The organism is Paenibacillus sp. 2TAB26 (assembly GCF_052115145.1).
In the GTDB taxonomy this organism is placed as follows: Bacteria; Bacillota; Bacilli; order Paenibacillales; family Paenibacillaceae; genus Pristimantibacillus.
The window spans coordinates 103,510-128,768 of the sequence record NZ_JBFRGC010000009.1 but is presented as its reverse complement, the minus strand read 5'-3'; the positions used below and the strand labels follow the sequence as shown (position 1 = coordinate 128,768).

Annotated in this window: 16 protein-coding genes; 14 read left to right on the top strand and 2 right to left on the bottom strand. The window is 47.8% G+C overall.

Annotated elements, in window-relative coordinates; translation table 11 throughout:
- The first annotated feature begins 55 nt into the window (after window positions 1–55).
- The 12 genes from AB4Z50_RS11830 to AB4Z50_RS11775 all read left to right on the top strand — a co-directional run bounded on the left by AB4Z50_RS11830 (window position 56) and on the right by AB4Z50_RS11775 (window position 19,504).
- Window positions 56–3,847: a hypothetical protein gene (locus AB4Z50_RS11830; RefSeq protein ID WP_441879049.1), complete on the top strand. Its 3,792-nt coding sequence runs from the start codon at window positions 56–58 to the stop codon at window positions 3,845–3,847.
- 27 nt (window positions 3,848–3,874) lie between these two features.
- Window positions 3,875–4,501, top strand: a complete 627-nt coding sequence (locus AB4Z50_RS11825; RefSeq protein WP_076267910.1) for a CIS tube protein — start codon at window positions 3,875–3,877, stop codon at window positions 4,499–4,501.
- 4 nt (window positions 4,502–4,505) lie between these two features.
- Window positions 4,506–5,591, top strand: a complete 1,086-nt coding sequence (locus AB4Z50_RS11820; protein ID WP_076267909.1) for a phage late control D family protein — start codon at window positions 4,506–4,508, stop codon at window positions 5,589–5,591.
- Window positions 5,588–6,316, top strand: coding sequence for a phage baseplate assembly protein V (locus AB4Z50_RS11815; protein WP_441879046.1), 729 nt, complete (start codon window positions 5,588–5,590; stop codon window positions 6,314–6,316). Before AB4Z50_RS11820 ends, AB4Z50_RS11815 begins: the two co-directional genes overlap by 4 nt.
- A gap of 22 nt (window positions 6,317–6,338) precedes the next feature.
- Entirely contained in the window at window positions 6,339–6,740 is a 402-nt protein-coding gene (locus tag AB4Z50_RS11810; protein WP_076267908.1) for a GPW/gp25 family protein, read from the top strand.
- 17 nt (window positions 6,741–6,757) lie between these two features.
- A complete protein-coding gene (locus tag AB4Z50_RS11805; RefSeq protein WP_441879430.1) occupies window positions 6,758–9,853 on the top strand; it encodes a baseplate J/gp47 family protein in 3,096 nt (1,031 codons plus the stop codon).
- Between the two features lie 52 nt (window positions 9,854–9,905).
- The gene (locus tag AB4Z50_RS11800) at window positions 9,906–12,170 is read left to right on the top strand and encodes a putative baseplate assembly protein (RefSeq protein ID WP_441879044.1); all 2,265 of its coding nucleotides are present in this window, start codon (window positions 9,906–9,908) and stop codon (window positions 12,168–12,170) included.
- A gap of 33 nt (window positions 12,171–12,203) precedes the next feature.
- On the top strand, window positions 12,204–14,309 hold the full coding sequence (locus AB4Z50_RS11795) for a phage tail protein (protein ID WP_441879042.1): 2,106 nt from the start codon (window positions 12,204–12,206) through the stop codon (window positions 14,307–14,309).
- A gap of 26 nt (window positions 14,310–14,335) precedes the next feature.
- A complete protein-coding gene (locus AB4Z50_RS11790; protein WP_441879040.1) occupies window positions 14,336–16,006 on the top strand; it encodes a hypothetical protein in 1,671 nt (556 codons plus the stop codon).
- Between the two features lie 251 nt (window positions 16,007–16,257).
- Complete coding sequence (locus AB4Z50_RS11785) at window positions 16,258–17,148, top strand: DUF1835 domain-containing protein (protein WP_441879038.1); 891 nt, start codon at window positions 16,258–16,260, stop codon at window positions 17,146–17,148.
- On the top strand, window positions 17,148–18,806 hold the full coding sequence (locus AB4Z50_RS11780) for an SGNH/GDSL hydrolase family protein (protein WP_441879036.1): 1,659 nt from the start codon (window positions 17,148–17,150) through the stop codon (window positions 18,804–18,806). The genes AB4Z50_RS11785 and AB4Z50_RS11780 overlap by 1 nt, the downstream gene beginning before the upstream one ends.
- 425 nt (window positions 18,807–19,231) lie before the next feature.
- Entirely contained in the window at window positions 19,232–19,504 is a 273-nt protein-coding gene (locus AB4Z50_RS11775) for an IS3 family transposase (RefSeq protein ID WP_441879034.1), read from the top strand.
- 52 nt (window positions 19,505–19,556) lie between these two features.
- Here AB4Z50_RS11775 and AB4Z50_RS11770 read toward each other — a convergent pair whose 3' ends face one another.
- On the bottom strand, window positions 19,557–21,380 hold the full coding sequence (locus AB4Z50_RS11770; RefSeq protein WP_441879032.1) for a hypothetical protein: 1,824 nt from the start codon (window positions 21,378–21,380) through the stop codon (window positions 19,557–19,559).
- Window position 21,381: 1 nt separating this feature from the next.
- Window positions 21,382–21,768: a DUF4280 domain-containing protein gene (locus tag AB4Z50_RS11765; RefSeq protein WP_441879030.1), complete on the bottom strand. Its 387-nt coding sequence runs from the start codon at window positions 21,766–21,768 to the stop codon at window positions 21,382–21,384.
- A gap of 239 nt (window positions 21,769–22,007) precedes the next feature.
- Here AB4Z50_RS11765 and AB4Z50_RS11760 point away from each other — a divergent pair, with 239 nt between their 5' ends.
- A complete protein-coding gene (locus tag AB4Z50_RS11760; protein WP_441879028.1) occupies window positions 22,008–24,731 on the top strand; it encodes an adenylate/guanylate cyclase domain-containing protein in 2,724 nt (907 codons plus the stop codon).
- A 25-nt stretch (window positions 24,732–24,756) separates the two neighbouring features.
- Window positions 24,757–25,254, top strand: coding sequence for a GNAT family N-acetyltransferase (locus AB4Z50_RS11755; protein WP_441879026.1), 498 nt, complete (start codon window positions 24,757–24,759; stop codon window positions 25,252–25,254).
- Window positions 25,255–25,259: the final 5 nt, after the last annotated feature.

The window sequence follows — 25,259 nt, the reverse complement described above, 5'->3', positions numbered from 1 at the left end:
AAACGTTAATGAATCATAAAATGCAAGTTGAACGGGAATAGGAGGATGCACCGGTATGAAACGAATTTTGGACCGTATGGGCAAAGCTGCGACAAAGCAATCAACGTCGGTTCAGCCGTTTGCCGGAGGCATCTTAAATAAATATAAGACAGGCACAGGACGCAAAATATTTGAGCGGGTCGCTATGTCGCATGTGATCAAAAATGAACCGACCATTACTCAGCAAACGCTGCATGTGCAAGTCGTAGCACCTAAAGCAGCAGCACCAAATAACGGCTACAATAAAAAAACGCCGCCTAGTCCAGAGCGCAAGCCTGAGCGCATCATGATGCGCGAGCGAGTAACGGTAGAGCGTGAAACGATCGTATTCAGAGATGTGACACATATTATCAAAGAACTAAGAACGATAAGAGAAATAGCAATAGCACAGCCTGTTCAAGGGAAAGAAACGAATGATGGAGCACTCCACAAAATAGGCATTACGAAGCAGTTAGATGAGATTGTTAACAGCAGTATAATTACGAACAGATTTAAGCATGACCATTCCAAACGAATAATACCGCATGTTTCGCAGCTGCCTACTCAACCATTGAAGGCAGAGCAGCAGGCGGATTACTATAAATGGCTGCAAGCCAAGCTTCAACCCGGTATTGTTATTCAATCGCTTCGAAAGCTGGATAACCTTAATAAGCCGCTGGCGAAGGATCGAGCTCAGCTTAAGTCTAACCTCAAGCAGGCTAACGATTCTGGCGCATCATTGAGCAAGGCGCCTTTGCAGCTTACGAATGCACGCAGAGCAGTCGTTTCACAAGAGCAGCGGGAAGCGGAGAAGAGAAGCGCCGCTGCGGGCAAGGTTCTAAGCGAGGCTGGGAAGAGAGCCGAAGCGGTGAAGCTGGAGCAGCGGGAGGCGGAGAAGAGAAGCGCCGCTGCAAGTAAGGTTCAAAGTGAGGCTGGGAAGAGAGTCGAAGCAGTTAAGTTGGAGCAGCGGGAGGCTGGTAAGCAGAGCGCGGCTGCGGGCAAGGTTCTAAGCGAGGCTGGGAAGAGAGCCGAAGCGGTGAAGCTGGAGCAGCGGGAGGCGGAGAAGAGAAGCGCCGCTGCAAGTAAGGTTCTAAGCGAGGCTGGGAAGAGAGCCGAAGTGGTGAAGCTGGAGCAGCGGGAGGCGGAGAAGAGAAGCGCCGCTGCGGGTAAGGTTATGAGCGAGGCAGGTAAGAGAGCCGAAGCAGTGAAGCTGGAGCAGCGGGAAGCGGGTAAGCAGAGCGCCGCTGCGAGTAAGGTTCTAAGCGAGGCTGGGAAGAGAGCCGAGGCGGTGAAGCTGGAGCAGCGGGAGGCGGAGAAGAGAAGCGCCGCTGCGAGTAAGGTTATGAGCGAGGCTGGGAAGAGAGCCGAAGCGGAGAAGCTGGAGCAGCGGGAAGCGGAGAAGAGAAGCGCCGCTGCAGGAAAGGTTCAAAGTGAGGCTGATAAGAGAGCCGAAGCGGTAAAGCTGGAGCAGCTAGAGACAGCGACACACACGTTTCGTACGCTCTCGAGTAGACAGGACGATGATGTGTTACCGCAAGAAGATCGTGCAAAAGGAAAAAAACAGCTAGAGCTAAAGCATCGTAATCATCAAAAACATATCTCCGAGCAAACGGAGATGTCGCAAGAAGCAGCACCAAATGGCAAGGAAGCGGATGTACAATCAAATGCCTCCGCGAAAAAAACGAATCAACTGAATCGTTTGGCAATGTCAAATGCAGAAACAGAAGCTGCAGCTATCCAATCAAGTATCAAGGTAACCGCTAGCAAGATAACAGATGTTAATCGAAATAGGCTTCAGCTACTAGTATTGCAGCGCAAGCCGCAGCTTTTGAACGAATTAACTGAACGGAGCAGCCAATCAGCGATTGCTGCCAAACGTCTCATTCATCGAGCGAATCGTTCACAGTCGGATCAGCCTCGAGAGGTCGATAATGATTCAACTGTAAATCTGAATAATAGCAGCATGATTAATCCAGTCGTGCCTTCCCATAAAAAAGAGATTAAAGCTAATCCAGCTGATATTTCATCGAATGTAAGCAGCTGGAAGCAAAATGAAACAAAACCTAGCAGTGCTGCTACTTCAATCCATAAAGCAAATGCAGTACAAGCAGGGATATCAGCTGATGGATCTCAACGGTTTATACCGTCAAGGACATTATCAAATGCTCTTGCAGAAGCAGCAAGAATAAGGAACCGGATTATGGCTTCGAGGCCTGCCCAGATGGTTTTGCGACGTTTTGAACAGAAACAGCCTGCGCAGAGCGCAGAGCCAGTGCTAAGGCAGGATGCAAGCAAGGCATCCGAAGCTACCGCCCTAAAGAAGCCTCCAACTCAGCTCAACTATAAGCATAAAGCTGCAACGGATCATAATCCGGAAGGGAATATACGTGCTCAAAGTCGCCGTGCTATTTTACATAAACGAACAATCGTACCAGAATCGCAAACCTTAACTCATGATGCGAATTTCATTCAAGGCGCTTCTGCTCGTGCCAGTCGAACAGACGCGAGTGCGAGATCCGAGAATCTGTCTAAAATGGCAGAATTGAAGCCAAGCGAAGAGGCTGGTTTAAATACGGGCTTGGCATCTGTTACCGTTCGCGGACAATTAATTGCGAGAGCTGCGAATAATAAGAAGACGTTATTAAAGAACGGAGCATCACTGTCGCATAAGCGGCGAGTGACAGCGGCAAATCATGAAGCGAGCATCAGCGCTATACTTCAGAATGCGATACAAGGGAAAAGAAAAGGGACAACAATGCCTAGTCCTTTTTCTCCTGCTAATGCTGGAGCAAAAGTAGATTCAGCTTCTCCTTTAGTTGGAAGAACGGTTCATCGTTTTGCTGCTGAATGGCTCCCATCTGAAACGATTAAAACCTCAGCATATGGGGTTGAAAACAATAATATTAGGCAAGCATCCACTTCATTAGTGCGAAGGCTAGCGGAGCAGCAGACTTCTCCAAACACAAAGCCAAGCGCTAGCGCTGAAGCGAAACAAAAGCCGGTCGAATCAAGACTAGTTCAGCGGCAAGTCCGTAAAAATAACAGCACCTCGGTAAATGAAATAGAAAAAACATATGGCGCTGAATCATTAAATGATGTGGCGAATAAAGCAACACAAACGTTGGCTAACCGCTTTGAAATGTCAGCCGAAGCAACGGTTTTAGCGAAAGCTTCCGCATCCATGCGCGCGTATCCAACACTAAGCGTGCACAAGCAGACAGAATCAGGAGACATGAAGCTGTCAGCTCCTACTCTCCCTATTGGCGAGAGAAATAAACGCAGTGGACAAACCAACCCTGTGCATCGTCAAACGTTAATGTCATCATTCTTGAATAGCGGATCCAGAGCAGGAGTGACTCCATTCCGAACGATTCAAAGACATTCTGGCTTCGCCAATCTTGCTGCAAAAGCATCCATAGAAAACAAGCCGATGCATAGCGGACTAACATCGGTTGTAAAAGCCGGCATTGAGCCTAGTTCCGTTCAATCTAGCGGTACAATTGGCGATCAAGTAAGGCTTAGTTATATAGCAGCTGCCCGTCATCGTAATACAGCTGGCCAAGCTGCACCTAGCGGAGTAGTGACGAACGCTGCTTCATTTGTTGAACGAGGCGAGATGCCCACACTTTCGCATCATAAACCAAGTGGGCCCGCTGCACAGGAGCCGCCGCGTCAGGTGAAGGTGGAAGCGCCTCGCGAGCTGGACCCTGTGCAGCTGCAGAAGATGATTATGAAAATGCCGCAGCTGCATCCAGAAGCTATTGCGGATCAAGTATATAAGGCGTTGGAGCGAAAGATGAAGCTGGAGCAGCGAAGAAGAGGCTTCTAGAATGAACAGATTTGGAGGGGACATCGAATGGCATTAAGCAAAGCGCAGTTTTGGATCTTTCGAGCGAAAGAAACCGAGAAGGTAGACGTGCTTTTTAACCCGACTGATTATGAGATGGAATCCGGAAATCAATATGCGGAGAAGGAGATTGCGGGGCTGCAAACCCCGCTCTCCCAATTTACGAGCGGTGAGCGGACAACATTGAAGCTGAATTTGTTTTTTGATACGTATGAAGCGGGCATTGACGTTCGTACCTATACTTCCAAAATCGTGGGCATTCTCGATGTTGACTCGGATTTGCATACGCCGCCGACCTGTAAGTTCATTTGGGGCTCGCTTGATTTTAAAGGAGTTATTACGAGCATTACGCAGAAATACACGATGTTTCTGGAAACCGGCGTCCCTGTTAGGGCATCCTTAACGGTCGATATGCTGAGCTCGCAAACGATGAAGGAACAATACCAAGAAATTCCGCGTCAATCTGCCGACCGTACGAAGCAAAAGACGGTCAAGCAAGGGGATCAGCTGTGGTCAATAGCGGCTGAGGAATACGAGGACCCGGGAGCATGGCGCCATATCGCCGAAGCGAATGGGATTGATAATCCTCGTATGCTGTTATCCGGAAGAAGCTTGACGATTCCGAGATTGGAGTGAAAACGTGGCTGCAAACTCCTTTGAGGATTTGGAATCCAAATATGGTGATTTTAGCGCACCTGAGGTTGATATTTTAATAGAGGGTCAATTGATCAAGCTTTCGAACATGGCTGTAGAATGGGTTGATGTCGAGCAAACGACGGATGCACAGGCGGATATCGCCAGGTTTTCGATTTCTAATGGCTATATATGGAGCGAATCCCGCATGCAATGGGTAGGCACAACGATTGCGGTAGGCAAGAAGGTGCAAATCAAGCTTGGTTACGCAGATAAAAAATCGCTTGTATTTGATGGAATCATGACAGGTTATACCATTGATTATCCTTCAAACGGCAGCCCAAGCATTGTCGTAACGGCGATGGACCGCTCTTTTCTCATGATGAAGACGTCACACTCTAAGGTGTGGAACCAAATGAAGGACAGCGATGTCGTTCGGCAAATTGCCGGAAATTATGGTTTGTCTGTCGATTTGGACGATACGGGCGTCACCAAAAAAACGATTGAGCAAATCGGGGTGAGCGATTATCATTTTGTCCGCTCGCTTGCGATGGATAACGACAGGCATTTCTATGTAGAAGCATCCAAGCTTATTTTCAAAAAACCGAAAACATCGGGAGCGCCGCTTATTACGCTGAAATATGGGAAAAACCTCGTTCAGTTCACGTTGACGGTGGATGCTTCCAGCCAGACTTCGCAAGTCAAAGTTCGCGGCTATGACGTCGATAAGATGCAAGCGATAGAATCCGTTGCCAGCTCGGTTACCATTATTGGTACGAACACCAAAAGCGGCCCCAGTGTAGCAAGCATGCTCTCTAATCAAAAGATGGAGGTCGTATACACGCAGGCAGCATCGCAGGACGAGGCGCAATCGCTTGCGAAGGCGATGCTGGATCGTATTTCCCGCGAGCTCGTGAGCGGTCATGGAACTTCGATTGGTTTTCCAGAGCTGAAGCCAGGTGAATTAATCAAGATTGAGGGTCTCGGCAGCGACAAGCTGAATCAACTGCTGCGATTGACGAAGGTTACGCATCGACTCGACGCAACGGATGGCTACATGATTTATTTTGAGACGGAGGGGAATGCGATATGAGCACGATGTATCCTGGTTTTTTTGACCAGCATCAGCGCTCCATGCAATCCGAGCAGCTGTCCGGAGTGTGGAATGCAATCGTTACCGACAACAAAGACCCGGATAAGCTTGGCCGCGTAAAGGTGAAGTTTCCACTGCGCGAAGGCGAGCTCCAGACCGATTGGGTGCGCGTTGCGACTTTAATGGGCGGGAACGACATGGGCTCTCTTTTTTTGCCGGAGGTGAATGATGAGGTGCTTGTCGCCTTCTTAATGGGGCGGCTGGATCAGCCGATCGTCATTGGCTCTTTGTGGAGCAAGAAACAGAAGCCGCCTGCGCCGAACGACAAAAACGATATTCGCAAAATCAAGACGAAAACCGGGCATGAGATTACGTTTGATGATACGAGCAGCGCAGGCACGGTTACGATAAAAACGTCAAAAGGCCATCATATTACGTTTGCCGATAAGGATAAGACGGTTACGGTTGAAACGCAAGACAAGCAGCAATCGATCAAGCTGGATGAGATGGGAAAGAAGGTCACCATCAAATGCGGTTCAGCGTCTACGATTGAGATGAGCGCGCAAGGCGATGTAAAAGTGACGGGCTCAAAATCGGTTACCGTAAAAGGCGCTCAGGTGAAGGTGGAGGCGGATGCAACGCTCACGCTTCAATCCAATGGCATGCTTGAGGTAAAGGCTAACGGCATTTTGTCGCTGAAGGGCGCGATGGTTAAGATCAATTGATGGCTGAGGGAGGCTGCAGCAGATGTCGGCATCGTTTTTGGGGAAAGGTTGGAAATTTCCCGTTCAGGTAGACGCAACAACCGGCCGTATTCGCATGGCGGAAGGCGAGGATGACATTGAAGAGTCTATCCGAATTATTATTCGAACGTCGAAGGGCGAGCGATTAATGCGTCCTGATTTTGGCTGCGGCTTACGGGATTTTGTATTTGGCACAACGGATGAGACATCGCTTAGACTCATTGCCAGTGATGTGCAGGAAGCCATTCGAATTTGGGAGCCGAGAGTAAAGGACGTAGAGGTAGAGGTGAAGCCTGATCGGCAAAATAACGGCCGTGTGCTAATGAGCGTCTCCTATGCGGTAAGATCCACAAACAATCTTTTTAATCAGGTGTTTCCTTTCTATTTAGAGGAAGGAAGCAAATAACGGGAGCGAGCAATGTGATGAAGCACGGGGGAAGAAATGGCGGTGACAACCGTCCGCCAAAAATCAATCATAATAACTTATCCTCTTTTATGGCTCAGTTAAAGGAGATGGCACCTCATTATACGCCGGAGTGGCGATTCTCGCAGGAGGAGCCTGATGCGGGGACGGGACTAGCCTATTTGACTGCTGAGATGCTGGAGGATACGGTTAATCGGCTTAATCAGGCGCCGCTCAATCATTTCCTTGCTTTCCTCGATCTTATCGAGGTCAAGCTGCAGCCGCCTCGTCCAGCCCGGGCGACCGTTGTGTTTCAGCTGAGTGAAGGAACGGTCGACCCCGTTTATTTGCCAGCAGGCATTGCATTGACAGCCCCTCATCCTGACGGCGGCGAGCCGCTCGTATTTGAGACGGAGAAGGTGCTGCTCGCTACACCAGCGAAGCTGATGGAGTGGATTAGTGTAAATCCACAAAAGGATCATATTGCTACAGCAGCACTGGACTATGGAGATCGATTGAAGAGCGGCCTAGCTGAGCCAATCAGTTTGTTCGATACCAGCTCTATGCCAAATGAGCAGGAGCATACGCTTTATATTCGGCATGACGATATCTTTCTAGTAGATCGGCCAAGTCGATTTTACATAAATGTTCACCACACCGAAAAACGTTACTCTGAGCCGGAGCTTGCTGCCTCGCTCGCATCAGAGTGGGTGGAATGGACGTATCCATGCAACGGGGAATGGGTGAAATTTGATTCCGCAACGGCTGCAGGCAGCATGGTCGTTTTATATAAACAGCGAGCTGGAAAGCTGGAGCTCACTGAGCATGAAGGAATAACTGGCCGCTGGATCAGATGTACTGTGAAACAGCTGCAAGGCGCTGCCTCCCCTCTGCTTAACAAGCATTTGGAGATGGATAAAATAAGGCTTCGTGCGGCGCATGATGCGGCCGGCGACAATGTTGGCATTGAGCCAGGCGCATTATATTTTAATGATACGGAGCTCTTGAAGGATGGGTTTTACCCGTTTGGAGAACATTTTGTTCCTTATTCCGTTTTTTATTTATCGTGTGAAGAGGCGTTTAGCAAGCGTCAAAGCAAAATCAAGCTGACCTTCTCTGCGAGGGCGATACCGAGTAGGCTCAGAATGGCGCAGGATCCCGAAGTAAAGTGGAAAATGGTCATGCGGACTTCCGATTTTGATGAGAAGGATCCGCCGCGCGTCTGCATCAGAAGTGTTCAATGGGAGTATTGGGATGGCAGTAATTGGGGCAGGCTGCCCGGCAGCGAGCAATTCGGAACATTGTTTGCCGAGCTGCCGGAGCAGAGTGAACGAAGCTTTACATTGACATTTAACTGTCCTGACGATATGGCGGAAACGTTCGTAAATGGTACGTCTGATTATTGGATTCGGGCACGCGTGCTGCAGACTGATCCCATTATCGCGCCTGTCGTGGAATATATGTCACCTTGGCTCGCACAACCTGTACTGTCCTATGCCCATGCCTCGCAAAGCTTATTTATGCCAGAGCATGTCTACACAAGAAGCAATATTGACAATCGTGATCGAACGCCTTCTGCACAACATGGCGGTCAGTCCTTTAAGCTGTTTGAGCAAATTCCAGCAAGTCATCCTGCGATGTATGCTTCCTTTAATGCTGCGCCGTTAAAAGGTCCCATTCGTCTGCATATTGAGCTGGAACGCAGGTTTACAGCCAGCAATCAACCGCCGTGGGTGGAGTGGGAAGCGCTTTGCTTGGAAGCAGGCCGCTACCTTTGGCAGCCGCTGAAGGTGGTGGACAACACTGAGGCATTTACGATAAGCGGAGAGCTGCAATTTGTAGGTCCATCTACGATGGCGCCGGCTCGCTTGTTCGGGCATGAGCGTTATTGGATACGCGCAGTCAATCGTGATGGCTCGCTCGGAGATTCCTATCCGGGCAATCCTGTAGCCTCAAGTATGCATCTGAATGCTGTTTCGGTCAGGCAGCAGGTTAGTCAGGAGAAGGAGCTTACAATTCCTGCGGACGGCTTTGTACAGCTAGCGCCTACGGCATTCATTGAAGAAGAGGTGTGGGTAGATGAGCTCGCACATTTCACGCCAATGGATCGAGTGAAATGGTCTGACTCCGAGCCTGAATTTTATATGCTGCAAAGAGACGGTGACGGTAATGACCAACGCTTCTGGGTGAGATGGCAGCCGGTCGTTTCGCTTGCAGAGTCTGGCCCAATTGACCGTCATTATTCACCGGACCACGCAGGCGGAATGCTGCAATTCGGAGATGGCATCCGCGGGAAGCTTCCTTCCTCTGATACGGCGGAAACGGTGCGCGTTCGCTTTAAAACTACCGCGGGCGCAAACGGGCATGTCGATGCCGGGCAAATAACGGGGATGGTGCTTCCATTTGCATTCGTCAGCAGCATCAGCAATCCGGCTCCTTCAATTGGCGGCGGTGATGCGGAACGGGTAGAGCAAGTGCTCGTAAGGGGACCGCAGCGGCTTAAGCACCGCGGACGGGCAGTTACCGCAAGCGACGTAGAATGGATTGCTAGAGAGGCATATCCGCAGATCGCTAAGGTGAAATGCTTAAGCAATCGAAATGCAAGGCTGGAGCGCTCACCTGGCTCCATGGTTGTGGTTGCTTTCCCAGCGGGCGGCTTGGAAAGCGCTGCTCAGTTTCCAGAGCTGCGCAAAGCAGTGGAGCGTGAGCTCATGCTGACAGCATCCAGTCTGGTTTCCTTGGGCGGTGCTATACGGGTCATCGAGCCGGCTTATTTGGAAGTGTCCGTGCATGCAACGGTGGCATCCCAGTCCGTGGATGATCTGCTTCCGCTAGAGATGGCTTGTACAACCAAGCTGAATGCGTTCTTACATTCGGTAACTGGAAATGTTGACGGCAACGGCTGGAATATTGGAGAAACGCTGCATGTATCTGTGCTTCACTCCCTTTTGCATGCTGTCCACTCGCTTTTATATATCGAACGTCTTTATTTACATATTGTCAAAATAGAAAATGGAAATCGTACCGAATGGGATCCCGGCCGGATGAATGAGGTTATTCATGGCATCGTCGTTAATGGCAGCCATAGCATAACGGCTTTCCCTGGACCGAAATAAGAGTTCCGAATGAGGTAGTACGATCAAAAAAAGAAAAGGAAGGAGAGATCAAATGCTGCCGAGGCTGCCGCTAGACGACCGCACGTATGCGGAAATCGTTCAACAAGCAAGAAGGCTCATCCCGAAGCGGGTTCCGGAATGGACGGATGAGAATGCGCATGACCCGGGCATTACGTTTATTGAGCTATTCGCTTGGCTGACAGAGATGCAGCGATATTTCATTGGCCGTGTCCCGGACAAGAATAGGCGCAGGTTTCTTGATCTGCTTGGTATTCAGCCTGCAGACGCAAGTTCGGCGAGAGCTACCGTACAGTTCTCAAATATTAAAGCTCCAGTGACGCTGCCTCGCGGGACGAAGCTGATGGCTGAGGATCAGATGTTTGAGACGGAAGCCTCCATTTCCCTTGTGCCGCTTGCGCTGGATAGAATCGTTACGCGAACGGAACGGGAAGCCAATGACGTCACAGCTACAAATGATCATGCCAATGTTGCCTTTTATGCGTTCGGGAAGGATGCAAGGACAGCCTCGAAGCTTTATCTTTCCTTCGATCGTGAGCTGAGCCCACAGGAACAGGTCACGATAAACATCAATCTTTTGGAAGCGGATAAAGGCGTTGGCAATGACGAGGTGCAGCATCTGGTAATCAATCGCGAAGCCATTTCTCCATCTGCAAGGCTCTCGTGGAAAGCTTATTGCTGGGATGAAGCAGCAGGGACAGCGGGGTGGATGCCCGTTGAAGTGCTAGAGGATGAGACGCTCCATTTGACGCTTAGCGGTAAAATATCATTTTGCCTAAGGGCACCGATGCGTACGGTAACTGTGCATCCTGCAAGCGAGCAGCCGCGATATTGGATATGTGCAACAGTTGAGGAGTCTGGTTATGAAATGCCGCCTCGCATTCGTCAGCTAATGCTGCATACGGTCAAAGCTGAGCAGAAGGATACATTAAGCGAAGTGATTGATTTTACGGTATCAGGGGAGCCCCATGAAGAAATACATATTGCTACCTACTTAGCTGTTTTTGGACAAATACGTGTTCAAGTGCAAGATGCTGATGGCGCATGGCGTTACTGGCAGGAGATTGCTTCCTTTGAGGAGCTGCCTCACTCTGATCGCCCGCCTGCGTTTTATAGCGTTTTAAGACATGCTTCGATGGATCATGTAACGGTACAGTTTAGCGATGGCTCTACCGGAGCTGTTCCGCCGCCTGGACAAACGGTTCGTATCATTGCTAGTGAACCTAGGTTTGATCTTTACCGATTCATTGGACGAAGCAATGGGCTGCCCAGCCAAAGCTTTGAGCTGTACAATCTATCCTGCAAGAAACGCGAGGCACTAAAGCTGCAGGTAGGTGAACAAGAACCGGATGGCCATTTCAAATGGCAGGATTGGAAGCGTGTAGATGAGTTTGACCGCTCTAAGCCAGGTGATCGTCATTATATTTATGATCCCGTCAAAAGACTCATTTACTTCGGCAATGGCGAAAAAGGAGCTATTCCGCCAGTCAGTATGGACACCAATATTGTTCTTACCGGTTGTGAATTAGGCGGTGGTGATCGTGGCAACGTTAAGCCTTATCTCATATCTGAGTGGGTGAACGAAGCACATAAAGCATTGCAAATCGAAGTGAATAATCCAAGTTTTGCAGCTGGAGGCTCGGAAGCGGAAACGCTGCAGGTAACGCTGCAGCGGGCGCAGTCAGAACTGAAGCATACATTCCGTGCCGTCACCAATGAGGATTACGAAACTTTGGCTTTAGCAACACCAGGCGCTGCCGTAGCTAGAGTACATGCAATTCCTCTCTATAAGCCGGGACTTGATGATTATCCGAGAGAGAAGGCAAATGGTCAAGTTTCTGTTGTAGTCGTACCATACGGTTTAAGCGATACACCAACGCCAAGCGCCGGTTTTCTGCAAACTGTAAAACGTCATTTGGATACAAGAAGATTAATAACGACAGAAGTACATGTCATTCCCCCCATTTATATTAAAGTAACCGTCAATGCCGTTGTTGTTGTCGAGCCTCAATTCGTAGATGAAGGACAACGTTTAGTAGAGCAATTGAAAAAGCTGTTAAGACCGCTTGATGGTGAGCATGGAACCAAAGGCTGGAAATTTGGCCGTTCTGTCTATAAGGGAGACATTTATAATGCGCTAAGCAAGGCGAGCGGCGTAGTATACGTGCAGGATTTGTGGATTGATGCGGAAGGTGCGCATATTAGGAAAAGTGCAGGAGGAGACATCATTCTTCCGCCGCAGGGACTTGTTTTCTCGGGTCAGCATGAAATTGAACTTATTAGTCGCACCCATCTATAGCATCGTGGCAATTGGCTGCAAAGGAGGTACAGCATGAACGGAAAAGACCAGTTTTTCTCGATTAACCGTGAGCAGGATTGGCTGCGCGGCACCGGGTATAATCTTGATTTTCATTTAGCAGGCTTTGGCGTTCGCCGCGATAACAAATACGGAATAGCGGGAACGATTCAGCTGAGTGACCTCGCAGGTACAGCTGCCATTCAAGAGCTGGCTGTTTCCCAGCATGAGCATATGTTTTTGCTGGATGAGCGCGCGGATCTGTGGATTTACGACCGCCGTAATGCTGATCATAAGCGCTTGTTTACACAAGGGCATGGTCTGTTCAGCTCCCATGCTAGACTTGCTGCCTCCGGCGAGCTTTTAATTGCCGCCGATCGCATGGGTGAGAGGACAGTCGCTGCTTACCATACCGGCAATGGACAAACGCTTTGGTCGCGCGGAGGCAATGAAGCAGATGGAGTTTTGCTGCATCCGCTTGCGATAGCAGCGGATAACCGGTATGTGTACGTGCTGACACCGCTTGAACTGGATACGGGAGGCGATGAGCCGTCAATAGCAGAAGGCGCTAAGCTGGGTATCATACAGTTTACGTTAGGCGGCGCACTTGTCAGTGTATGGAGTGATCCAAGGTTTACACAGCATGTACGAGCGAAGCTGAGGCATTTGAACCGAACTTACTTTATGACCGTTGCGGCATCGGGTGAGCTTTATATATTTGATACGTTATACGCAAAGCTATTTTCATTCGGGCCTACCGGAACATTGAGTGCGAAACGTGAACTCCCTGCTCTTCCTTATGCAGGATTATGTGCTGACAGCAGCGGCATGATTTATATTGGCGACACGAGGCAAATGGATCAAGTGAGCGAGGATGACCGCTTTATCGTTCAGTTGAATGCTGCTGGCGAGACAGTTGGACGCATTACAGGTTTCCGTGGCAAAGCGGATCAGCTGTTGATTGATGTGAAGGATCGCATGTACATTTTGAACAGCGAAGACGGAACGATTACGATCTTGAACTTACAGCCGCAGACGCTGTTGATGGAGGAAACGGGTGTTCCTGAAGGGGTCTGGCTTTCACAGGCGTTCGATAGCGCAGAAGCCGAAACCGTCTGGCACAAGATGGCGCTTAACTCCTTTATTCCAGATGGCACACAGATTCATATATCCTATTTCAGTCAAAATGACGATAGCTGCATTATCGCCGGAAGCTATCGAAAAGTAGACGATTGGCTAGCTGATGCGACGATCCCCTACCGCGAAAAGCTGAATGCACTAGCCGAATTTTGGTCAGCGCCGGTTATTAATCCGAGTGACGCATTGTTTTTTGGAGCAAAAGGACGTTACTTGTGGCTAAAAATCGAATGGATCGCTTCGGAGCGGTATACGCCGCTATTGGAGTCCATGCGAATTTATTTTCCGAGAGACACTTATTTAAATTATTTGCCTGCTGTCTATCAAGAGGACCCGGCAAGCCGTGATTTTCTTGAGCGTTATTTATCATTATTCGGCACGTTGTTTTCCGAAATTGAGGAAGAAATTGAGGATTTATCGGAATACATCGATCCTGAACGGGCAACGGGCGAGCATTTACGCTGGCTGGCGACTTGGGTTGGCCTAGAAACGGATGATTATTGGACGGATGAGCAGGTGCAGGCGTTCATTCAGGCCGCACCGGAGCTTTATCGTTACCGTGGCACGCGTCAAGGCTTAATGAAAACGATCGAGATTTATACGGGTATTGCACCGCTCATCGTGGAATATTTTCAAACAAAGGCGATGCGCGACAACGGAGAGCTGCGGCATCTGACAGATCAGCTTTATAGCGGTGATCCGTATACGTTTACCGTGCTGCTGCGTCCGGAACAGGCGCCAACTGAGAAGCAGCGAGTCGTTATCGAACAGCTGCTGGATGAGCAAAAGCCAGCCTATACGGAAGCGAAGCTGGTGCTGCTGCAGCCTTGGATGTATTTGGATTTACATACGTACTTAGGCATAAATACGGTGCTGACTGAGCCTTCACTGCTCAAGCTGAACCCTGATCGTTCGATGCCAAATGATACGCTGATCGTTGACGTTGGCATGGAGAAGCGCATGGATATCCATACCCGTTTAGAAATGGATTCAGAGCTGGAATAGTATAATTACGCGAAGGAGCGGTACAAGTGAAAAAATCGAGGCTGTATCCATTTGAGAGAAATCGTTATTTTTACGGAAAGCTGTTGACGGTACGCGATTTCGAGTCGGAGCAAAAATATTTTAATGATAAAAGAAGGCTGTTGAACCGTTTGCTCTATGGCAGCGGCGTGTTGTCCGGCATGCAGGTTGTAGCGGTAGATGACAAAACAATTTCGGTCGAAATGGGCGTAGCAATCGATTATATCGGACGAGAACTCGTTATTCCTTCACCTGTAACGTTAAAGCTGTCGATGATCGAGGGCTTTACAAACAATGAATATAAGAAAAATGTATACTTGTGCGTCGCTTATGATGAGAAAGGCAAGGAGCCGGTTCACTCGGTAGGTAATTCAGCAATTCGCAACGACGAAGTGAGCGAATATAACCGTGTGCTTGAATCCTATCGTTTATTCATTAATGAAGAAGCGCCTGCACCGTCCTCATTTGAATTCGTTAGATTGCTTGAAAATGTAGCTACGATTTATGAAGATGCGAATGTACGGATTACGCAGCGTATGCCTAAGTATGTGAATGTCGGCGAGGTTGTTGAGGTCAAGCTGGTGGTTGAGAAGACACTGCAAACGCCGCGAATTGCTTTCCAATATGATTATGAAGCAATGGGCTTCACCTCTGTTGGCCATGATGGGAATACCGTTATGTTTGTTGAGCCGGGCGATGCGCAGGAAACGGAGTACTCGGTTAGTTTTCATTTGAAAGCGCCGCAAACTGCTGGCGTCAAAGCACAGCTTACTGTACCTAATCATGCTGCGAAGTTAACCATTGGCGACTCGGCTATTCCACTGGATACGAATGCGAAGCACATCATTGAGGTGCTGGACGAGCCTGTTGCGAATCGTATATTGAAGGATTGGCATGAACGCAGCTTAGAGCAGGCAGTAGAGGGATCTGCTGATCAAAGCATCTGCCTGGCCAAAATCAGCTTGCTCCAAATGGGACCGACCTACATGATTGAAAAGGTGGATCGTGTACCTTTTGATGAATATATCGAGAGCACCGCGCTGCTGCAGCGTTTAACGCAAACGTCGCAATCCTCATCGCTTCATAAGTTTTATGCGAGCGCGGAGACGCATGACCTGGAATATGATGAGAAGCCATCTCTTGATGTACAGTATCATCCCGAACGCAATGAATTTGATTTCAAGCTTGGTATTCCGCGGCCTCAGCATTTGTATGATGAGATTTCAACGGGTACAATGGAAGTAGCGCTGGAGTCTATCGGCAAGACAGGCGGCTTCTTCTTCTCGCGCGGCAAAAAAAACTATGTGTCTGATGAAATTCAGCATGGCCTTGGCGAGGGTCAAGTATCGGTTGTAGTCGGCTTGGAAGAGATCGATAAGACGATTTTGGCTGACCAAACAAGCACGATGAAAAAAGTATATTATGGACAAAGCGACGTATTTAAAGGCACAGAGTTTGAGCCTGATATACCGAATGTATCGCTTGGAACAATTGTTTATCCGGAGAAGGGCACATTCCGTATCGGAATGAAGCTTCAAGGTGAAACCGAGTCGGCTGCGTCTGTAATCGCCGTTCGCTGGTGGGCATTCAAAAGTTTAGGCGCGACAAAAGCGGCTGATCAACTAAATGATGAGATAGATCAAGGGTTTGCAGAAGCAGCTGCATCGCAGCAGGAGTAAACCATTATAAGCTGTTCAGAAGGTCGATAAGAATGATGATCTTGCTGAGCAGCTTTTTTTATATATGGCGTAAACTAGTATAGGTGTACAAGAAGGAGGCTTTGATTTGAAAGACCTTTATGAGCGTTTAAGGGAGCTGAGCGAGGGTGAGGCTAGAAGCCTTCTAAACGACCTTCTAAAGCTGACTGTACCGTTTACTGAACAAGGAAATGGGGAGCAGAAGGCTCTGGCTGGCTCCATTGTACAAATGTATGAAAAAAGCGTGCAGCACTCACATTCTTTGCGAGTTGAAGCTGATCAGCGCAAAAGCATGGTTCATCTCGTATGCAGGATCTTTGAAAGTAGCCCTAAGCAATTTAGGAAAAAGAACAGACAATGAGATATTGTCGTTTAATGATTGCTTTTCAGTAGGTCCAATTAAGGGTATTGATCGTGCGGAAGGACAGCGGGCACGAGAATTTTGGCAAATGGAGAAGCTGTCTGGTTTTATGTTTAATCACCACATGAATCGTGAGCATCAGATTCAGAGAATAATCGAGAAAATAACAGCCATAGCTGAGCATAAAACGATCATCATCTGGTGTGCCGATAACGCGCACGATCAGGTAGGACTGCGTTTCATCTTGCATTTGCTAAAGAATCGTACCAATAGCGTACATATGATGAATGTTTCTGAGCTTTTTCGGCTTAACGCGGCAAGCATGCAGACTAACCTGCCTCACTATGCGCAAGGGCTGCTAGAGAGGGATGTTTACTTAAATATCGTAAACGGATATGAGCAAGCAGAGAAAATAGTAGATAGTGAGAAACGACGCTATGAAGCAGAGTGGTTGGAGCTTTCCAGGGAAGAGTGTACACTGCGTTTATGGGAAGATGGCAAGATTAAGCATGCTGCTGAAGAGGAGCTTGATAGGAGGCTTATAGCTATTATTGATAAGCTTGCAATCGAAAGCGAGGATGGTTTTGTAAAGGCAGGAGCTGTTATTGGAGAATTACAGGACCACTATTTCCAGCTAATCGACTTTCGTTTCACTGAATATCGGCTGTGGATGCTAATTAGCGACGGCTGCTTGGCGTTTAGAGGACTGCCGAATGCGATGCATCAATATTCCGTGCGAAACAACAAAGGGAGGACCATTTGATGAAGCCGTTATTTGGGAAGGATTCTGCTATACCAGATGAGAAAAAGATCGTTTTTCTAGGAGACAGCATTACGGATGATGGTACGTTTATTGCTTACATGGATGCTTATTTCCTGCAGCATATGCCAGCCAATCAAATGACACTCATTAACCTTGGCGTAAGCAGCGAGACAGCATCTGGCTTAAGCGAACCGGAGCATCCTTTTCCTCGGCCCTGCGTGCATGATCGGCTTGGCAAGGCTCTAGCGGAAAGCAAACCGGACTGGGTCGTTGTATGTTATGGGATGAATGACGGCATCTATTATCCTTATTCTTCTGATAGATTCGAAGCGTATCAACAGGGTCTATTACGGGCTGTTACTCAGATTAAGGCTGCGGGAGCCAAAGTAATTATTATGACGCCGCCTCCATTTGATGCTGCATCGTTTACAGGCGGCAGCCTGCTTCCTTTGGGGCAACCAGCATACAGCTATTCTCAACCTTTTGCTGACTATGAGGATGTATTGAAGCGATACGCAGACTGGGTGCTGACTTTGGACGATGTCGCAGATGCGCTCGTTTCTATCCATGATCCAATGCTGCGCGAGTGGGAGCATAAGCGTAAGGAGAATCAGCTTTATATAACGGGGGACGGTATTCATCCGAATGCTGAGGGGCACTGGCTGATCGCCGCTGCTCTGCTTCATGTGTTGTTTAATATATCACTGGAGCAAATGCCCGAATATGTGCTCCAACCAGACTCTTCATCGCTGTTCTCAGCTGTACAGCAGCGCCATCGATTGCTTAGCTCGGTATGGAAGGAGCATGTCGGACATACGAACCCGAATAAAGCGGAAGTGCTGCCGCTGGAGCTGGCATTGAAGGAGGGCGAAGCGCTTAAAAATCTTATTCTCTCCTTGGCTGATCGTCCAGAGAACAAAAATAATAGCCGTACTTCAAGCTGGAAGGGCTATGAGCGTATCGATTTTATGTTGGAGGGAAGAGAAGGACTAATCGTTTTTCCTAAAACATTTGCCGAAGGCAGGCCATGGATATGGCGCGCTGAGTTTTTTGACGCGTTCTCCTATGCCGATATGGCTTTGCTCGAGCAAGGCTGGGCAATTGCTTATTATCGACTAAGCGACATGTATGGATGCCCGGGTGCGGTAGAGTGGATGCGAACGTTCCAAACCTACGTGACAGGAGCTTATGAGCTCGCTCCAAAAACGGTGCTTTTTGGCTTCAGCCGCGGCGGGTTATATGCGTTTAACTATGCAGCCAAGTACCCAGACCAAGTGAAGCTGCTGTACTTGGATGCCCCTGTACTCGATATGCGCAGCTGGCCGGGCGGGAAAGGCGTGGCTGCAGGTGGAGCGGCTGAGTGGGAGGAGTGTCTGGCTGTGTACGGCGAGCTGGAAGAAACGGAATCGTCACTAAAGGGCTGCTCTCCTCTGGACAGAGTAGAAGAGCTGGCAGCAGGCGGTATTCCCGTTTTGATCGTTGCAGGAGATGCTGATATTCCGCTGCCTATAGAAGAGAACACGCTGCCATTCGAGAAGCGTTACCGGGAGCTTGGCGGGACCATTAAAGTCATTGTGAAGCCGGGAGTCGGCCATCACCCGCATAGCTTGGAGCAGCCAGAGCCGATTTTATCTTTTATTCAGCAGTATTGCGAGTGAGAGAATGATAGCTATAAAGAACGGATGATGGGAAATGCACGAAAATGACAATCTTCAACTCTGGAAAGTGGAGCTAACGGACATCAGAGCCGTTAGTTGCTTGGTATCTCCATTTTTATTGAGCTAACGGACATCGGAGCCGATATTAGCGTGGAGATTCCATTTTTATAGAGCTAACGGACATCAGAGCCGTTATTTGCTCGGAATCTCCATTTTTAAGGAGCTAACGGACATACAGTCTCTTATTTGGCTTCAAGAGCAATGATTATCCTTCAATTTGGATAAATAACGCATCTGATGTCCGTTAGAATTCGAAATGAGCTTAAAATCAGTAAATAGCGGAATGTATGTCCGTAATAATATGCTCCCCAAATAGTAGACAGGTGAAGTAATAAACAACCTATTGCTATGAGTGGAGCATTTTCATGTCTAAAGTTAAATATTCTCCAATAGAGAAACTTACCATTATCGAAGAAATCGAAAGTGGCGAACTTGGCCCTATGGCCGCCGCCTTCAACAGTCCCATGGAATCCTTCTGGGGAACCCTGAAGTGTGAAAAATATAATTTGCAAACATACCGAACATTTGATGAGCTTGAACAGGACATTGAAGGCTACATTCACTTTTACAATTACGAACGATTTCAGGCAAAACTAAACGGCCTCAGTCCAATGGAGCTTAGGACTAAGGCCGTTTAACGGTTTTTATTATTTGTACTGTCTACTTGTCGGGGGCAGTTCACTTTTATTGTTATTCCTCAGGAATGATATAGGACATTTCAAGTCGTACAGGCTTATCTTTATTTAACAAAAAAGTGAGAAGCGTACTGCCTGACTTGAACAGAACCCTTACTCGGCCGTTATCGAGCTTTTCCTTGGTGGATACCGTTTTGGCGGCTAATAATCTGCTGTACGTTTGTTCCATGACAACTGGATTCCATGTCGTCAGTTGACTTACAAAAAAAGCTTCTGGATTGTCTTCATCGACTTCCAGTACAAAGGACATTTGCATTGCGCTGAACGTCAGCGTTTGCGGCAGTATTGGATCGAGTGCTAAGTCGGGATCAACAAATACAGGGTCTTCGCTTTTCGTTGTATCCTTCTCTGTGCTCGTCGCCGATTCCTTGGTGCTGCCAAGTGCAGCGGGTAGAGCAGTGGAGCCGCCAGCAGCCATTGTCTTTGTCTGAACGCTTTGCGGTGTTGCTGTTGGCATTGCGGCTGAATTGCTGCTGCTTTCCGGCGTGGCCGAAGGTACTATCGCTGCTTGGTCAGTCGCTTTCGGTTCAGGTGATGAAGAATCTGCTGAAGAATCTGTTTCGTCGGTCGTTATAGGTTCTGAAGGTTCGTCTACAAAAATTTCTTCAGTAAGCTCTTCCTCAGGAACAGTTACAGGAGCATCAGGAACACCCAACGTTTCTTGCAGCTTTACGAGCGACAGATTCATGAAGCCTTCAGCGTACAAGCTGCCGTCTCTGAAAAAACCTTTGTAGAGAGGCGCGCCGTCCATATCGTACAGTGCTCCTATGCCTTCATATTTGTTATTGACGAATTTGCCGTCATAGACAACGCCGCCTGAGGCAGTAAACATTTGTCCGCTGCCATTCTGCTGTCCGCTGGCGAACGAGCCTGTATAAACAACGGAGCCTGTCTCGTTAAATAAGCTGCCAACCCCGTGATAGCTGCCGAGCAGAAAGGCGCCGTCATATTTTACGAAGCCTGAAGGGTAATATTGTTTTCCCGGGCCTGACAGCTTGCCAGCAAGGAAGCTGCCTTTAAATAATAAAACGCCATTATTGTCAAACTGCTTGCCTGTACCCTCATAAACACCATTATTAAATTGTCCTTCATAAATCAGCTTGCCTGATTCATTGTAAAGTTTGCCATCGCCGCTGTATGAACCCTTCAGAAAGGCGCCAGCATAGATGATCCCGCCGCCAGCATTATATGCTGTACCAGCTCCTTCGTACGCTCCAGCTGCAAACTCGCCCACATATTGAGGTTTTCCCCCTGGATAAAATAAAGTTCCAGCACCCCCATATTGATCGTCAGCAAACTGTCCGCGGTAGAGAAGCTCGCCCTCTTCATTAAACAACTCGCCTGAGCCCGCCATCATTCCTTTAGCGAAATCTCCTTGGTAACGAAGCTTGCCGTTTGGATAATATAGCTTCCCTGGACCGCTGTATTGACCATCGACCAGCTCTCCTTTAAACAGCAGATTACCTTCCGCGTCAAGGACGGATGCAGCTCCTGTGAAGCTGCCATTCGCAGCAGCAGTTGCTTCCAGCTGAGGCGTTCGTCCGAACCATTTGTTAATGAAGGCTGGCGGGCTTACAAATCCAAAATAAACGATGATCAGAGTAATGACGAGAACAAGTGCGATAAGCTTCTTCGCTATGTAGTAGCTCCCGATGCGCAAATAATTGTTGAGCGATCGAAGCGGGCCAAAAATAGCAGTGACCAGCCATTTGCGGAGCACGGCAAGCATACGCTTTGGCAGCGTTTTCGCCCGTTTAAGAGGCGCAATAATTTTTCGCTTAATGGGCTTGATTATGGGATTTAGAATTTGCGCTATCATATCATGGCACCTGTATCGTCATCTGTCCCGGATTCACGAACTGAATGACGCCTCCCCAGTTGCACATGCATTTGGACGAATTGTTTAAAGCGGGCAGGTTCGCAACTAACACGGTTGGCGAGCCGGGCACCCATGGAGCGGCTGTAACGGGAATACAGGGCTGAGGGGTAAGTACGCCTAAGGCAGCAGCAGTTGCGGCTGCGACCATCGGATTGGCCAGCGAATTACAAACTCCAAAGGGCAGTATATTAACCATCGGTTTATTATCCATAATGTTCGCGATCGGCATAGCCGTCAAAACGCGATTGGCAGGCAACACATTAAACGTGCCGGGAGCTGCTCCAAAAGAGCATTGCATGGTAGCTCCTCCGCATATAAGTTGTCCCATATAATTCCTTCCTGAGAGTAGGCCTTACTTAATGCCTCTCCTGTTTTTTTGCTATATTCTACTATTTTAATAGTACTATAAGCCCTAAAAGCCATCAACATAAACCTACTAAAATAGCTAACATTCGATGAATTCTTACAACAATGCTGATGCTAAATGACTAAACATGTAGTAATATGGAAATAGAAATATTTTGAAAAATGAAAGCGATGGTGCACATGCGAAGGTCCACTATGGGTATGACTCTTCTGAGTATAATAGCAATTTGCCTCGGCTTCTGGCTTTATCCAAACTTAAATCACTTTCAAACCCCTCCGTATAAAACAGAGAAACCCCTCACTTATTTATCCAAGGCATCGGCAGGGCCGGATGGAAGCATGATCGTTATCGGAGATTCACGTCAAGAGATTATACGAATCGGCAGCAAAGGATCTATTGAAGAGGTCATTCGGCAGGATGATGCTACCATAAGACATGATTTTACAGATATAGCGGTGGCGGCTGACGGCACAATCTATGTTCTTGATACGATTTTGGACGGATATGGGCTTTATGTACGCGAAGAAAGAATTGTTCGCTACGCGATCGGCGATACAAAAGGAACGGTCCTGTTTACGTTCGAGGGAAGCGGTACCAACAAACGGGTAGGGCTGATCAAAGGTCTTCAAGTTGTAAAGGAAGATATTTATTTCTACATAAACGAAGAGACGAACGTTCAATTAAATCGATTATCTGCTGCGGGCGGCAAGGCAGAGGAGCTGCTAACATTTAAATTGCCTGCAGATCGTTACTTATCAGAAATCGTAGGTTATGCGCCGGATCAAATCTATTACTCTACGAAGCGCGGTGCTATTTTCAGAGTGAATGCAGGCGGCGAAAGCGAGCTGTCCTATCCGCTGGAAGGCATGGATCGCACTCGCAAAAACTTCCCTGAAGGACTGCTTCTGCACGAGAATGGAAAATTATATTTTATTGATCGCCTAGTAAATGCAGTTACGAGTATGAATGCGAAGGATTCCAGTAATTTAAGAACGGTCATAGATGAAGCATCGTTAAAAACAATAGCTCCGCGTGCGGAAAGCCTTGATATTATGGATTTGACAATGAATGCAGCAGGGCAGATGGAGCTTGCTTTAGGTGACAGCATCGTCAGCATGGATGAGGCTGGCAGCCATACGAGTGTCCTTGCGAAGCTAACTTATGATCGCGGTTCGGTGGTACAGGGCTGGATGACGTGGCTGGCAGCTGCCGTATTGCTCGTTATTTTAGTTATGATAATCAGACTGTTCTATGTACATGTGCTTAATCGCAGAATTTCATTGTTTTTCAAACAAGTTTTTGCAATTGTACCGATATTGATAATAGCGATGATTATGTTATCCAATTTTATTTATGATAGTTTCTCCAGCAAAATGGAAGATGAGATGCAGAAGCAGCTGTCTTTGCTTGCTCGCAATGGTCAAAATATGATTAACGGCGACCAGCTGAATCGATTGACTTCGCCAAACGATTATATGAGCAAGGATTATGAATCGATTCGGAGCAAAATGAACTTCTTGTTCGAAAGCGAGGATCCTGCAAATCGCAAAGGCCTCTACAGCACATTGTACAGATATGAAAATGGTGAAATCTTCATCATTATGGATGATGATGACGGCGTTAATATGTACAAGCCTTTTCCTAAGAACGAGCTGAACCGGCTTGTGGTTGAGAAGGGCGAGGTTGTAACGGACCGATGGGAAGATGCTACAGGCAAATGGCTATATGCGATTGGACCTATCTATGATTCTACTAACAAAATTGTAGGCGTTTATGAAACAGGCCGGGATTTGAATGTATTGTATCAATCCAACCAAACTATTTACAAAAGCATCATGCGAAACATTGGGCTTATAAGCTTAGTATTAATCGTTCTCGTACTCGCTGTAACGTATTATCTGCTCTCGTCGCTGCGCAAGCTTCGCAAAAGCGTAATGGAGATGGCAAATGGCAACTGGGATGTGAAGGTCAACATACGATCACAGGATGAGGTCGGCGATTTGGGAGAGCAGTTCAATCGCATGGCGCTTCATATTCGAACGTACATAAAGGACATTACTTCGTTCAGCGAAGCTTCGCATCGTTTTGTACCGCAGCAGATTTTTAAATATTTAGGCAAAAAGGGAATTACCGATATTCACCTTGGAGATCAGGTTCAGCAAAATATGACGGTTATGGTCGCAAATATTCGCTCATTCCATCATTTATCGAAGCAGCTGACTCCAAAGCAAAATTTTGATTTTATGAACACCTTTCTAAAACGGTTTAGTCCATTCGTTCGGACAGAAGAAGGACTAATAAGCAAATATTTGGGCGCAGGTTTTATGGCTCTGTTCCCTTCACGAAATGAAGATGCGCTGCGCGCGGCTGTTGCGATACGCAGAGAGCTCGTTTCCTATAATGAAAGCTTGAAGGCTTCCGGCTTTGCTCCGGTTGATCTAGGCATGGCCATACATAAAGGGCCGCTTATGCTTGGGATCGTGGGTGAAGAGCAGCGGATGGAAGGCAATGTTATCTCCGATGACGTGAATATTACAGCAACATTAGAGCGAATGTCCGATACGATGGGCGCATCAATACTTGTCACTCGTACGTTCTATGAGCAGCTGCGTTCACCTGAACGCTTCCGCTTCCGTCTGCTTGGTCGTGTACGTATTGACGGCAAAGATGATCCGATTGAGCTTATTGACGTATATGAGGGAGATTCAGATACAGAGCGCGCTTTAAAGGATCGTACAAAGCCGCTGTTTGAGAAGGGGATTATGCTTTGCCAAGAGGGGCGTTTCTTCGATGCGAGAGAAACCTTTATAGAAGTGATCAAAATTAATCGTTTCGACAAAGCGGCAAAGCTATATTTTTACCTATGTGATGAGTATTACCAGAAGGGATCAACTGAGGGCTGGAATGGCACACTCGCCGTTTAAAAATTGAAGTTAGGAGGAAGGTCGAATGCTTGTTGGACAGTTTCGGATTAGTCGCATCTCCACATTAGATGAGGCGGAAAAAGTCGTCGCATTTTTATTATCAGGCTTTTCATTTGATGATACTCGTTACACGCCAGGCGAGCTGACGCATTTCCGAGAGCTTCCATTTCGCGCGGTAAATAATGAAATTTATTTCTGGTATGCCGAGGATGAGGATGGAAATGTCATAGGCATAAATTGCATCGCTGAAAATGAGCAAAAAACCGGAGGTTTCAATTGGGACTACATGGTTGTTCATCATGATTATCGCAAAGTAGGCGTTGCGGCGCTGCTGATGGAGCAGATGTATGACTTTTTAGGGGAAGTAAACGCCAGATATCTAGTAACCTATACTTGCGATCTGCCAGAGTACAACCGCATTCGTCAATTATTTGAGAGCAGCGGCTTTACACTGGTTGGTAGATGTCCAGATTATTACTACGAAGGGGAAGACCGCTTAATCTATCATCGAAAGCTGGTTTAAAAAGA

What these genes read in the sequence shown, in the direction of transcription:
- AB4Z50_RS11785 (WP_441879038.1), top strand. Translation starts at nt 16,258, where the DNA reads ATGAAAAAAGCGTGCAGCACTCACATTCTTTGCGAGTTGAAGCTGATC.
- AB4Z50_RS11825 (WP_076267910.1), top strand. Translation starts at nt 3,875, where the DNA reads ATGGCATTAAGCAAAGCGCAGTTTTGGATCTTTCGAGCGAAAGAAACC.
- AB4Z50_RS11830 (WP_441879049.1), top strand. Translation starts at nt 56, where the DNA reads ATGAAACGAATTTTGGACCGTATGGGCAAAGCTGCGACAAAGCAATCA.
- AB4Z50_RS11760 (WP_441879028.1), top strand. Translation starts at nt 22,008, where the DNA reads ATGACTCTTCTGAGTATAATAGCAATTTGCCTCGGCTTCTGGCTTTAT.
- AB4Z50_RS11805 (WP_441879430.1), top strand. Translation starts at nt 6,758, where the DNA reads ATGAAGCACGGGGGAAGAAATGGCGGTGACAACCGTCCGCCAAAAATC.
- AB4Z50_RS11765 (WP_441879030.1), bottom strand. Translation starts at nt 21,768, where the DNA reads ATGGGACAACTTATATGCGGAGGAGCTACCATGCAATGCTCTTTTGGA.
- AB4Z50_RS11800 (WP_441879044.1), top strand. Translation starts at nt 9,906, where the DNA reads ATGCTGCCGAGGCTGCCGCTAGACGACCGCACGTATGCGGAAATCGTT.
- AB4Z50_RS11795 (WP_441879042.1), top strand. Translation starts at nt 12,204, where the DNA reads ATGAACGGAAAAGACCAGTTTTTCTCGATTAACCGTGAGCAGGATTGG.
- AB4Z50_RS11775 (WP_441879034.1), top strand. Translation starts at nt 19,232, where the DNA reads ATGTCTAAAGTTAAATATTCTCCAATAGAGAAACTTACCATTATCGAA.
- AB4Z50_RS11755 (WP_441879026.1), top strand. Translation starts at nt 24,757, where the DNA reads ATGCTTGTTGGACAGTTTCGGATTAGTCGCATCTCCACATTAGATGAG.
- AB4Z50_RS11815 (WP_441879046.1), top strand. Translation starts at nt 5,588, where the DNA reads ATGAGCACGATGTATCCTGGTTTTTTTGACCAGCATCAGCGCTCCATG.
- AB4Z50_RS11780 (WP_441879036.1), top strand. Translation starts at nt 17,148, where the DNA reads ATGAAGCCGTTATTTGGGAAGGATTCTGCTATACCAGATGAGAAAAAG.
- AB4Z50_RS11810 (WP_076267908.1), top strand. Translation starts at nt 6,339, where the DNA reads ATGTCGGCATCGTTTTTGGGGAAAGGTTGGAAATTTCCCGTTCAGGTA.
- AB4Z50_RS11770 (WP_441879032.1), bottom strand. Translation starts at nt 21,380, where the DNA reads ATGATAGCGCAAATTCTAAATCCCATAATCAAGCCCATTAAGCGAAAA.